This window comes from Paenibacillus sp. FSL R5-0407 (assembly GCF_038009185.1).
GTDB lineage: Bacteria > Bacillota > Bacilli > Paenibacillales > Paenibacillaceae > Fontibacillus > Fontibacillus vini.
Genome location: NZ_JBBPAX010000002.1, coordinates 849,406 through 861,819, shown reverse-complemented (window position 1 = coordinate 861,819; position 12,414 = coordinate 849,406). Strand labels below are relative to the sequence as shown.

The following is a 12,414-nucleotide window of genomic DNA, read 5'->3' as shown; positions in this document are numbered from 1 at the left end:
TGGGCCTTTGGTTCTTGAAATTAATGGGGAAATAAGGTAAGTTGAACAAAACGATACCGGATTATTTTAAGGAGGCCTTTAATCATGGGAGATTTGTTGGCTGGAAAGAATATTATTGTCATGGGCGTGGCCAATGACCGCAGCATTGCCTGGGCGATTGCCCAAAGTTTGGCGGCACAAGGTGCCCGTCTGGCGTTTACATACGAAAGCGAGCGTGTGGAGGGAAGAGTGCGCAAGCTGGCGGAGACCCTTCCGAATTCGCTCATTCTCCCGTGCAATGTGACGGTCGACGAAGAAATCGACAAGCTGGCGGAGACACTGCGCGCCGAATTCGGCGTACTGCATGGCCTGGTGCACAGCATTGCTTTTGCCAAGGCTGAGGATTTGGCCGGCGAGTTCCTGGACACTTCCCGCGAAGGCTTTGCACTGGCCAACGATATCAGCGTATATTCGCTCGTGGCCGTATCGCAACGCCTGTCTCAGCTGATGACTGAAGGCGGAAGCATTATGACCATGACTTATATGGGCGCGGAGCGCGTGATGCGCAATTACAACGTCATGGGCGTAGCGAAGGCGGCGCTGGAGTCGTCCGTCCGCTATCTGGCTAACGACCTTGGCCCGAGAAATATCCGGGTCAATGCAATTTCCGCGGGTCCGATCCGGACGCTGGCGGCTAAAGGCATCAGCGATTTCAATTCCATCCTGAAGCAGGTTGAGGAAAAAGCGCCTCTGCGTAAAACGACGGAGACGGCGGAAGTGGGCGACACCGCGATGTTCCTGCTTAGCCACTTGTCACGCGGCATTACCGGCGAAGTCATTTATGTCGACGGCGGTTATAATATCGTCGGCGCATAACCAGTCTGCAAGAATCTGAAAAGTTCGTTTCCGGTGCCGCCGAATCAAGGCAAGCCGGGTACGGACTTTTTATATATGAAATAACGTAGTCCGGACAGGCTGCCCGTTTCCTTGGAGAACGGCGGAAAAGGCGCAACTTTGCGCACCGGGTGGCGTATAGTTTGAAAAAGGGAAATTTTGCAAGATTGATAGAGCGATGAACAATGAATAAGTAAAAATCAGAAAATATTAAGAAAGTAGTGTGAAACCATTGGAATCCAAACCTAGTATTCCTTATGTTGTAGGCAGTAAAAGTCCGATGGCCGTAGCGATCAATTGCGCGGCCAAGGCGGGGGAATGGATTAAGAGCCGATTAGGCATGGTTAAAGACTTGAACACGAAGTTTTCCCCTCAGGACCTGGTCACCGATGTGGACAAGGGCGCGGAGGCGATGATCCGCAAACTGATTCATACCCATTTTCCCGATCATGAAATATTGGGAGAAGAAGGAGTGGCTCCGGGAGCCGAGGCATCGGCGGCGGCTGTTACTGAAGCCAAGAGCGCCGAATACTTATGGATTATCGATCCGATAGACGGGACGACCAACTTTGTACAAGGTTTCCCTTTCTTCTGCGTATCCATTGCCCTTGCCTATAAAGGGGATGTGATCATCGGGGTTATCTACGATCCGACCCGGGATGAAATGTTCGTGGCGGAAAAGGGTAAAGGAGCATATATGCACGGCAATCCGACCCGGGTATCACAAGAGTCGGCATTGGCGGATAGCGTCATCGCCGTCGGCTTTAATCCCGACCGCAAGGTCGCGGCGCCGATCAATCTAAAGGGGATCACGGCATTGTCGGAACAAACCCGCAGCCTCCGTGCCGGGGGATCGGCCGCACTGCATCTCGCGTATGTGGCCGCCGGCCGGCTCAGCGGTTATTATGAGGTGAATCTCAGCGCCTGGGATTCGGCGGCGGGAGCTCTGATGGTTGCGGAATCCGGCGGAATAGTGACGGATACCACAGGCCATCCTTATGACATCGGAGTCCGGAATCTGATCGCAAGCAACGGCAAAATCCAGGATCAGCTGCTGGCTGCCATTAAGGCGGCTGGAGCTACAGGTTGCTAGAATCGATAAGATTCAGGTAAGGGCTTCTCATCATCCATTTTAACCGGAGGGAGTGTCCATTAGATGAGCGACAATAAGGAACTCGAAAGAGAACTCAGTGAATTGTTGACGGAGCAAGAGTACGGCAGCGAGGAAGAACGCCGGGAAGAGGAGCGGAGACGGTTATCTCCCCGATATGAAATCCGGGTGCAGACCACGCTTGACCCGATAGTGGAAGAGACGCGCAAATATCGCAGTATGGCCAAGGAAATCGACGGCCGCTATGATGATTATTTGAAGAAAACGGAGCATAGCGATAAGGGACGGGGACAGAAAACGGACCCGGATCAGGAATAAGATTGCGCACGGGGGCGCCCCGAGTAAATCGGGGTGCTTTATTATTTTTATAGAAGGAGTGTATGTATGAATAATTATAAATTAAGAAACAGGAGTCGGGTTCTGGTATCGGGGATGCTGGCAGCCGCCCTGGTGCTGGGGAGTGGAGCGTCGGCGCTGGCGGCACCTGCTCAGAATGATGCAAGTACGCCGGGGAATCCGGCAACTCAGAGCGCTTCGACGATTCCGGCGAGCCAATTGATCGTGGCGCTGGGCGACTCCATTACGGCCGGATATGAGCCGGGCATGGCCGAGAATGCCGTACCTTACGGATATGTCGACCGGCTGAAGGAGCAGGCTTTGTTCCATGGCCGGGCCGAGGTGGTCAATTACGGGATTTTAGGATTGAAAACAAGCGGATTATTCAACTACGTCACGGCCATCAAAGAAGGTAAGGCAATCGCTGCAGGGGATATCCAGGAAGGACTTCGCGATCCGCGCCTTCCGGAATTCGCTTCCGGCGTGCCTAACGCCAAGACCAAACTTGAACAGGCGGATGTAATCACAATTACGATCGGCGGGAACGACGTCTCCGCGCTTTTGACGGAAGCGAAAGGCCTGACGAATGATGAGCTTAAGGCCAAGGCTGCAGAATTGCTGAATACATACAAGTCGAATGTACAGCAAGTGGTCTCGATTCTGACGGAAATCAATCCGAACGCGCAAATTGTACTGGCCGACCAGTATCAACCGGTTCCAAAAGTAGCCGGAGCGGCGCTTTACGAAGAGCTGACCAAGGTATCGGGAAGCTTCACCTCTACCGTGGATGAGATGGTAAGCCAGTTTAACGCAGATGGCAAAAAGGTTAAGGCGGCGCATGTGGCCGAGACTTTTGTCGGTAAAGAATTGTCGCTGACGCATATCTTTAATGAAGATGTACATCCCAATCAGTCGGGCTATGAAGCCATCGCCAAGGTCATGTCCCAGAATATTTGGGGAAGTTATCAGGAAACAGCGGCGAAATCCGGACAAACTCCTATTTCGATTGTCGTTAAAGGAAAAGAGTTATCCACTCCTTACGCCCCGGTGGTTAAGAACGGACAGACCTTTGTCGCCCTGAAGGATATTACGGATGCTATCGGCGGTCAGTCGCGTTGGGACTCTAAAGCCGGTACGGCAACGATTACGTATGCGGGACGGACCGTGGTCATCCCGGTTGGCGCGAAGCAAATCACTGCGGACGGAATCAAGGTAGATACGGCAGCACCTGCATTTCTGCACAAAGTCGGAAAGGAACAAAAGACGTATGTTCCACTAGCCCTACTTGCAACCGGTTTGGGATTGGATGTTCAATTCAGTCCGAAGTTAAAAACGGCATTCATTAATTTATAATTTCTAACTCGGTAAAAAGGCCGTTCTGCATCCCGCAGAACGGCCTTTTTTATTGAAGCCAAGAAATCGTTAATTCATTATGGCTTTACCGCCACAACGCGAAGGCGGACGTAATCGGCGAACCAGCAGCCCTCCTTGAACAGTTCGCTTCGTGCCAAACCGGCTGTTTTTTGAAGAATGGCCTGTTTTTCAGATTCGTTAAAGGCAGACAGGAAGGAGTCCTCGGCAAAGCCCTTCAGCCAGTGGGACAAACCGTCTTCGCCTTCCCCCAACTTGGTAGGCCGGTCGAAATGCGCAGCATAAATGACTCTGAAACCAAGCTCCTCAAGCAAAGCGCTGTATTCGGCCAAACTCGGGAAGTACCATGGATTTAACGGTCCGGCAGCCACGCCGTAGTCTTTCTCCAATACGGCGGACAGACTACGAATTATTACATCTACGTTACCCTTACCGCCAAATTCGGCGACGAAGCGTCCTCCGGGTTTCAGCGCGTTCCAAACGGAGGCGGCTGCGCCTTGCGCATCCTTTATCCAATGAAGCGCGGCGTTGGAGAACACAGCGTCCGCCGGGACGTCCAGTTCAAAGCTTTCGGCGTTATCGACACGAAAGTCGAGCGACGGGTATTTTTGACGAGCCTGTTCAATCATCGGTGCCGAAAGGTCCATGCCGAGCACTTCCGCCCCGGTTTTCGAGATTTCGTAAGTCAGGTCCCCCGTGCCGCAGCCCAAATCGAGAATTCGTTCTCCGGACCGGGCCTGAAGCAGTTCCACAACGTCCTTGCCGTATTCCGATACAAAGCCCAGCTTGTCATCATACAATCCGGGCTGCCAAACTTGCTTGCTTTCCGCCATCACGGTAGCCTCCCTTGCCTGTATCGTATTTTTAATTCATTTTTACTTTGCTTGATTCCATTATTACGCAGAAACAATAATTGGTGAAATATATAGTTCGAATCACGGTGATAGGTTTACGCTATAAACAAATATAAAACATATTATTTTTATAGGAATAATTAAAAATAAATTGACACGCCGTCTTTCAAGCTGGTAATATTCATTCAAATAGAAGTTCATTGCGACAAAAGAATAGCCGTCCGTGAAATCGACTGGTTAACCAGAGATTCAATAAGCAGGCCTAGCCTCCTTATTGGATCTCTTTTTTTGTGCGCGCTGGATAACAATTCATATTAGGAGCTGAGAACATGTCCAATGAGTTTCAAGGGGAAATTAAGCCGTATTACGATGACAGCAAGCCATGGTGGCCCGAGCCGAAACGCCCGCAGGAAGGATCGCCGAATGTAGTCTATATCGTATTAGACGATACGGGCTACTCGCATCTGGGCTGCTATGGTTCGGATATTTCGACGCCGAATATCGATAAGCTGGCGAACGGGGGACTGCGCTATACCAACTTCCATACGACTGCCATCTGCTCCCCGACCCGTACTTGCTTACTGACGGGAAGAAACCATCATTCCGCAGGCATGGGATTTCTTGCCGATATCGACAACGGGTTTCCGAATTCGCGGGGACGGGTCAGTAAAGAAACGGCGCTGCTCAGCGAAATTTTACAAGAAGAAGGATACAGCACGCTGGCTGTCGGCAAATGGCATCTCCTTCCGTCCGAAGAAAGGTCATTAGCGGGTCCGTTTGACCACTGGCCTTTATCTCGAGGTTTTGAACGGTATTACGGGTTTTTGGGAGGGGAGACGAATCAGTGGAATCCTGATCTGGTTTCGGGAAATGAATACATTGACCAACCGAAACAACCGGAGGAAGGCTATCACTTAACGGAGGATTTGACCGACAAGGCGATTCAATATGTCCGTGAACAGAAGAGCGCGGCGCCGGATAAACCATTTTTTCTGTATCTCGCATACGGGGCGACACATGCCCCCCATCATGCGCCCAAGGAATTCATAGATAAATACGCCGGCAAGTACGATCAAGGTTGGGACGTTGCCCGCGAGCAATGGTTCGGCCGGCAAAAGAAGCTCGGCATCATTCCGCAAAACGCGCAGCTTCCTCCGCGCAATCCCGGAGTCAAGCCATGGCATTCTTTAACGCCGACGGAACGGCAGTTATTTGCAAGAATGCAGGAGGTGTTCGCCGGTTTTCTCGATCATACGGATTATCATATCGGCCGGTTCCTGGATGCGCTCCGGGAAATCGGGCAATTCGACAATACGATTATTGTCCTGGTTTCCGATAATGGGGCCAGCCCGGAAGGACAGCAAATCGGTACATGGAACGAGTATAAAAATTTCAACGGGGAAGCCGAGCAGGCGGAGCAGGAAATTGTCCATATCGATAAGCTGGGAACCCCCGAGGCATACAATCATTATCCGATCGGGTGGGCGCAGGTCGGAAACACACCTTTGAAATGGTATAAGACTTTCGTTCATGCGGGAGGGGTCAAAGACCCGTTCATCATCTCGTATCCGGATAAGATCAAGGATGCCGGCGGGATTCGCAGTCAGTATCATCATGCGATCGATGTGGTCCCTACCATTCTGGAATTGGCGGAGATCCAGGCGCCTGCCGAATTGAAGGGCATCCAGCAGAAGTCCATAGAAGGCGTAAGTCTGGCGTACAGCTTCGAGCAACCGTCGGAGCCGAGCCGGAGAACGACGCAATATTATGAGATGCTGGGCAATCGCGCCATTTATCATGAAGGCTGGAAAGCCGTCACCTACCATATCCCGGGGACCTCCTTCGACGATGACAAGTGGGAGCTCTACCATGTGGATAAAGATTTTTCGGAAAATAACGATCTTGCCCAGTCCGAGCCGGAAAAGCTGAAGGAGTTAATTCAATTATGGTGGAAGGAAGCGGAACTGTACGGAGTGCTGCCTATCGACGGCCGCGGCATACTGGGAAAATTCAGCGGCGGAGGGCAGCGCCCGAAAGCTGTAACCTACAAATACTACCCGGGCACGGAAGGGTACCATCATTACGTTCTCTTCAATCCAAGACTGACGCATTCCATTGAGGCGGATCTTGTCCGGACTTCGGCGGACCAAGAGGGAGCCATTCTCGCGAGCGGCGGGAGATTCGGGGGATTTGCGTTCTATGTGCAGAACAATCGACTGGTCTACCATTACAATTTTATCGGAGAACAGCATTATGTGATCGTGTCTGCCGAAGAATTGCCGGTAGGGCCGGTTACCGTAAGATTTGATTACTCCGCCGAGACCCAAACCGGAAAGCTGTACGTGGATCAACTGTTCGCCGGGGAAGGCGATATTCTAAAAGTCGCTTATATTACGGGCCCGGGCGTGTTCTCGGTCGGTAAAAGCGCGCAAACCCCGGTAAGCGACAACTATGAATCTCCGTTTATATTTTCGGGAGAGCTTAAGGAGGTTCGCGTAACGATTCCTCAATACATTCGCGATCAGGAGGCGGAGGTCGCCAAAGAATTGGCCGTAGATTAATAAATTCATAGATCAGTGGATTAATGGACCATACTTATGAGAAGAGAGGGTTTTGCCCATGAATCATCCTAAATATAGATTATCGATATTGCTATTGTTCATCGTCTTGCTCATCATTTTGCCGGCTTGCAATTCATCGACCGTCGCCGGCACGGAAGGGAAGGCCGATGCCAAAGATGCCAAAGCCAAATTCACGGTCAGCGTCGCAAATATGGGATTGTCGAACCTGCATGTAATCAAGGAAAAAGGGTGGCTTGAAGAAGAGTTGGCAAAAATAGGCGCCGATGTGGAGTGGTCGAACCACCCTGCAGGTCCCCCGATCAACGAAGGGCTGGCATCGAAACGGATTGACTTGGCCGTTTTGGGCGAAGGAGCTATTTTATCGGGTATCAACAACAAGCTGGACGTTAAATTGGTTTCGCTGCTGTCTAACGGATTGTACGGCGTAAACTACTTGATCGTACCGGCGAATTGCGACATTAAAGAGATAGCCGACCTGAAGGGCAAGAAAATAGGAGTTCAATTGGGGACTTCCCATCATGTATTTCTCCTGAAAGCTCTTAAAACGGCGGATCTTCAACTGGATGATGTAAAAGCCGTTAATCTGGTCATCACGGATGCACAGCCGGCATTCCAGACCGGACAGTTGGATGCTTGGGTGACCGCGGATCCGTTCGCGCAAATCGAATTGAACAAGAACGGTGCGAAGCTGATAGCTTCGGGAGAATCTCTGGATGTCGTATCCCCGACCTTTTACATCGCCCGCGGGGCATTCGCAAAGGAACATCCGGAGGCCGTGGAAATCTTCCTGAAGGTCATTGACCGCGCGCTCCAGCTGGAGAAGGAGAACCACGAAGAGTTCATTACGCTGGCGGCAAAAAACTCCGGCCGTGACCGGGCGTTAATCGAAACCTTCGCCTCCAACGCCAAGTATGAGAATAACCCGCCTTCGGAGGAAATACTGAAACAGCTGCAGGATTCGGCAGACATCTTAACGGATCTCGGATATTTAACCGAAAAGCTGGACATCAAGCCTTATGTAGATAATACGTACATTGAAGGGATCAGGAAGTAGAAGAAAGCAAAGCACGCGCTCGCATGTACAACAGCGGCGCGTGCTTTTTTACGTAACTTTTGCGGATTATGATAGAGAAGTGGCTCTTCATTGGAAATTATCCAATCAATAGGGGAGTTCAATCCATGCGTTGTTAGTTTCATTGGATAAAATCCAACAGAAAGGCGGAGTTAAGAGAAAATCCGTGCCATTCTGTTCGTCTCATTGGATTTCATCCAATGAGACACTATTAATCGCACATGCAAAGCGCCCCTCATTGGATTTAATCCAATGAGGGGCGCCTTTTGGTGCAGCGTAATCGGGTTTAAACTAAGCATTGGTTTAAGCCTTAAAGCTATCCTGCCATCTCAGCAGCTTCTCTTCCAGCAGACGAACGAAGGAGTCGGACAGTTTGCCGGCAAGCGCAAAGATGATGATTCCGACGAAGACGGTGTCGGTCTGCATAAATGACCTGGCATCCTGGATCATGTAGCCTATTCCTTTATCCGCGCCCAGCAGCTCAGCGGCTACAAGGCACATCCACGCAACACTGAGGGATAACCTTACTCCCAGCAATATATTGGGGAGGGCGGAGGGAATCATCAGCTTCGTAATCTGCTGAAGGCGGGTATATTCCATAATTCTCGCGACTTCAAACAGCTTGTTGTCGATGTTTCGGATTCCGAGAAAAGCCTGCAAATATAAGGGGAAGAACGAGCCGAGCGAAATGAGCAGAATCTTGGACAGCTCGCCGAAGCCGAACCATAAAATGAATAGCGGCGTGATCGCCAACAACGGGATGGTACGGATCATTTGAAATGAGGGATTGATGTATTGCTCGGATTTCCGGTTCATTCCGACGATGATGCCAAACGCCAGGCCCAGGCCGCCTCCGAGCAAGAAGCCCAGCAGCGCGCGGAACAGGCTGATCTCCATATGCTCCCACAGTTTTCCCGTGGAGATCAGGTTGACGGCCCGGGTTAGAATAAGCGAAGGAGAAGAGAACAGAAGGGACGGCAAAGCACCCAGTCTCGTCAACACCTCCCACACCAGCAATGCCACAACCGGTAAAAACAAGGCTCTAAACAGGGCGAGCCCCCGGTCCCATGACCTTTTCTTTCGTTTTAAGGTATTTTCTTTGTTTTCCGCTAGAGTTATCGTTGTCATTAGGATGCTACTCCTTTCTCATGTCTGTTTCCGGGAATAAAGTGAGTTAAATGCTGAAATCATCGGGCTCGCTAGGTTTATGGTCCAGATGTTCCAGAATGACGGTTCTGAACTCCTGGAAGGCCTTGCTTGATCTTGTACGCGGGTACGGAAGGTCTATCGGAACAACGGCTTTGATCCGCCCCGGTTTGGCATCCATCACCACAACCTTGGAGGACAGATAAACGGATTCATCAATGTCGTGAGTAACGAGCACCATCGTCGTTTTGTTCTTCTCCCAAATATCGTGCAAAGCTTCCTGCAAATGAGCCCGGGTAAAAGCGTCCAAGGCGCCAAATGGTTCATCCAGCAGCAGAACCTTCGGATTGCGCAGCAGCGCACGGGCGATGGCCACCCGCTGGGACATCCCCCCGGATAATTGGCGGGGATAGGCTTTCTCAAACCCTCCCAGATTCACAAGCGCGATGAGATGATTCACTTTGGAACGAACCTCGGGATCCCTTAATGACAGATTGCCTGCAATATTCTTCTCCACCGTCAGCCAAGGGAACAATCGATGCTCCTGAAAAATAAATCCCCGGTCGATCGAAGGGCCGTGGACTTCATGGTCGCCCACCGCGATTTGGCCGTGAAAGTCGGAATCCAGTCCGGCGATGAGCTTGAGCAGCGTGCTTTTTCCGCATCCGCTTGGCCCGATGACACTTACGAATTCACCTTCCTGAACGGTCAGGTCCAAGTGATCCAGTACATGAACGCCTCCACGATCATTCTTAAATGTTTTGCTGACTTGGTTAATCTCCAAAGCGGTTGCCATATCCAATTCCCATCCTTTCTCTTGTAAAATGCAAAAAAGAGATTCAGCCAAATGACCGCAGTCATTTCGCCGAATCTCTAGTATGCCTAGTCGATTCAATGCGTACATTGCATGGAATTGGTATTAATTTATCATTTATCAATTCTATAATCAATACATAATACCAACTAAGTTTATTGGTTTAATAAAAACAATGCTTGACACTTGTTTTTTCGCCCTGCTAAGATACGTTCAAGACATGAGCGCATAATCAATACAATGGAATTCATTAGTTTCCTAAAGAAACCGAATCGACTGCACAAGCAGAGATTTGATGAGAAGCAGCAAGGTTTGCTTCCCGTCAAATCTCTTTTCTTTTTGCCAAACTAATGCGTTGTATGTGATTATCGACAAATCTAAGTATATTGGAGGGCATGAGAAATGACGACTCAGCAGCAACTCAAGGTGGTGCCTGTCGCAGGCCGCATCGGGGCGGAAATCCAGGGCGTCCTGTTAGGTAAAGACTTGGCACCGGAAGTATTCAATGAGATCAAGCAGGCCTTGCTGAAATACAAGGTTGTTTTTTTCAAGGGTCAAACCCATTTGGATGATGCGGAGCAAGAAGCATTCGCCGGGTTGCTCGGCGAATTGTATGCCCATCCAACCGTACCGGTCAGGGACAACACGAGCTCGATCCTGGAACTTGACTCTCACTCGGGCGCCCGGGCAAATCAATGGCATACGGACGTAACCTTCGTTCCGGAGGTTCCCAAATACTCCGTACTCAGAGGAGTGAAAATTCCTAGTGTGGGCGGGGACACGGTATGGGCCAATACGAATACAGCTTATGAGGATCTGCCGGAAGGCTTGAGAATATTAGCGGATGAAGCCTGGGGGATTCATTCCAATGAATTTGACTATGCGAAGCTAACGGTTTACAAAGGGGCCAGCAACGAGGAGCTTGCCAAGAAGTTTGGCAATGCGTTTGCGGCCACCGTATATAAAACGAAGCACCCAGTAGTTCATGTGCATGCGGAAACGGGAAAAAGACACTTGCTGCTCGGCAATTTTGCGCAAAAGTTAGTCGGTTACTCGAGCAGTGAGTCCGAATCTTTGATCAGCACCCTTCAATCTTATGTTACTCGTTTGGAAAACACAGTACGCTGGCAATGGTCGGAAGGCGATGTCGTGATCTGGGATAACCTGGCCACACAGCATTATGCCGTGGATGATTATACCGAGCAGCGGATCGTAAGACGCGTAACCGTCGGCAAGAATGTGCCGAAGAATCTGCATGGCGAATCGAGCGAGCTATTTTATAAAAATTAATAGAATGATAACGAGGAGGAGATAAGATGCCGACACAACAACAGAAATTGCAAGTGGTTCCAAGAGCGGGGCGGATTGGTGCGGAGATCTCGGGAGTGAAGCTTGGAGGGGACTTGGATCCGGAAGTGTTCGAAGAGCTCAGGCAGGCACTAATAGAGTATAAGGTTATTTTCTTCAAGGGCCAGAATCATTTGGATGATGCCGAGCAGGAAGCATTCGCGAAATTGCTGGGCGAGCCTTATGCCCATCCTACGGTTCCTGTCAAAGACAAGACCAATTATATTTTTGAATTGGATTCCCAACATGGGGCCAAGGCGAATCATTGGCATACGGATGTAACCTTCGTCACAGAGGTGCCCAAATATTCGGTCTTAAGAGGCGTAACGATTCCATCCGTTGGTGGAGATACGGTATGGGCTAACACGAATACGGCCTATGAGGACCTGCCTCAGGAGCTGAAGGAATTGGCGGATGGACTGTGGGCCATTCATACGAATGAGTATGATTACGGATCCCTGACCAAAGAAGGTGAGGAGGCGTTACAGAAGGCAAGGGCCGTATTCTCATCCACGGTGTTTAAGACAAAGCATCCGGTCGTGCACATTCATGCTGAAACAGGGAAGAAGCATTTGCTGTTAGGCGGATTCGTTAAGAAATTGGCCGGCTTCAGCAGCGGCGATTCGCAAAGATTGCTGAGCATTTTCGATTCCTATGTGGAGCGCCTGGAAAATACCGTTCGCTGGCAATGGAGCGAAGGCGATGTGGTGATCTGGGATAACCTGGCCACGCAGCATTACGCGATCGCCGATTACGAGGAACACCGGGTCGTGCGCCGCGTTACGGTTGGCAAGGAAGTGCCTGTAAACGGGGAGAACGAGCCCAGCACTTCAATTCAATAATGTAATCTATTGTAAGGCTAGACTGCTGCCGAATACTTGGGTGATTCGGCAGTTTTGCTATTTATA

General features: G+C 50.4%; 11 protein-coding genes. 8 read left to right on the top strand and 3 right to left on the bottom strand.

What is annotated here, in order from left to right; translation table 11 throughout:
• Window positions 1-84: 84 nt before the first annotated feature.
• The 4 genes from fabI to NYE70_RS22870 all read left to right on the top strand — a co-directional run bounded on the left by fabI (window position 85) and on the right by NYE70_RS22870 (window position 3,673).
• Entirely contained in the window at window positions 85-855 is a 771-nt protein-coding gene (fabI, locus tag NYE70_RS22885; protein ID WP_290408356.1) for an enoyl-ACP reductase FabI, read from the top strand.
• A gap of 250 nt (window positions 856-1,105) precedes the next feature.
• Window positions 1,106-1,966, top strand: coding sequence for an inositol monophosphatase family protein (locus NYE70_RS22880; RefSeq protein ID WP_373316827.1), 861 nt, complete (start codon window positions 1,106-1,108; stop codon window positions 1,964-1,966).
• Window positions 1,967-2,029: 63 nt separating this feature from the next.
• Window positions 2,030-2,302, top strand: coding sequence for a hypothetical protein (locus NYE70_RS22875; protein ID WP_211023663.1), 273 nt, complete (start codon window positions 2,030-2,032; stop codon window positions 2,300-2,302).
• Window positions 2,303-2,368: 66 nt separating this feature from the next.
• On the top strand, window positions 2,369-3,673 hold the full coding sequence (locus tag NYE70_RS22870; RefSeq protein WP_341048390.1) for a stalk domain-containing protein: 1,305 nt from the start codon (window positions 2,369-2,371) through the stop codon (window positions 3,671-3,673).
• A 77-nt stretch (window positions 3,674-3,750) separates the two neighbouring features.
• On the opposite strand, the gene NYE70_RS22865 is transcribed toward NYE70_RS22870, so the two are convergent.
• Entirely contained in the window at window positions 3,751-4,524 is a 774-nt protein-coding gene (locus NYE70_RS22865) for a class I SAM-dependent methyltransferase (RefSeq protein ID WP_341048389.1), read from the bottom strand.
• Window positions 4,525-4,874: 350 nt separating this feature from the next.
• Between NYE70_RS22865 and NYE70_RS22860 the strand changes: the two genes are divergently transcribed.
• Both NYE70_RS22860 and NYE70_RS22855 read left to right on the top strand, forming a co-directional pair.
• Window positions 4,875-7,106 (top strand): arylsulfatase, encoded by a 2,232-nt coding sequence (locus NYE70_RS22860; protein ID WP_341048387.1) that lies wholly within the window; start codon window positions 4,875-4,877, stop codon window positions 7,104-7,106.
• 58 nt (window positions 7,107-7,164) lie between these two features.
• Window positions 7,165-8,181 (top strand): aliphatic sulfonate ABC transporter substrate-binding protein, encoded by a 1,017-nt coding sequence (locus tag NYE70_RS22855; protein WP_341048385.1) that lies wholly within the window; start codon window positions 7,165-7,167, stop codon window positions 8,179-8,181.
• 321 nt (window positions 8,182-8,502) lie between these two features.
• Here NYE70_RS22855 and NYE70_RS22850 read toward each other — a convergent pair whose 3' ends face one another.
• Window positions 8,503-9,327 (bottom strand): ABC transporter permease, encoded by an 825-nt coding sequence (locus tag NYE70_RS22850; protein ID WP_341048384.1) that lies wholly within the window; start codon window positions 9,325-9,327, stop codon window positions 8,503-8,505.
• A 46-nt stretch (window positions 9,328-9,373) separates the two neighbouring features.
• Entirely contained in the window at window positions 9,374-10,141 is a 768-nt protein-coding gene (locus tag NYE70_RS22845; RefSeq protein WP_213655514.1) for an ABC transporter ATP-binding protein, read from the bottom strand.
• Between the two features lie 420 nt (window positions 10,142-10,561).
• On the opposite strand from NYE70_RS22845, the gene NYE70_RS22840 reads away from it, so the two are divergent.
• Together NYE70_RS22840 and NYE70_RS22835 are read left to right on the top strand one after the other, a co-directional pair.
• Entirely contained in the window at window positions 10,562-11,449 is an 888-nt protein-coding gene (locus tag NYE70_RS22840) for a TauD/TfdA dioxygenase family protein (RefSeq protein ID WP_211023650.1), read from the top strand.
• A 26-nt stretch (window positions 11,450-11,475) separates the two neighbouring features.
• Window positions 11,476-12,348 carry a TauD/TfdA dioxygenase family protein gene (locus NYE70_RS22835; protein WP_211023648.1) on the top strand — a complete coding sequence of 291 codons (873 nt, stop codon included), beginning with the start codon at window positions 11,476-11,478 and terminating at the stop codon, window positions 12,346-12,348.
• The last annotated feature ends 66 nt before the right edge of the window (window positions 12,349-12,414 follow it).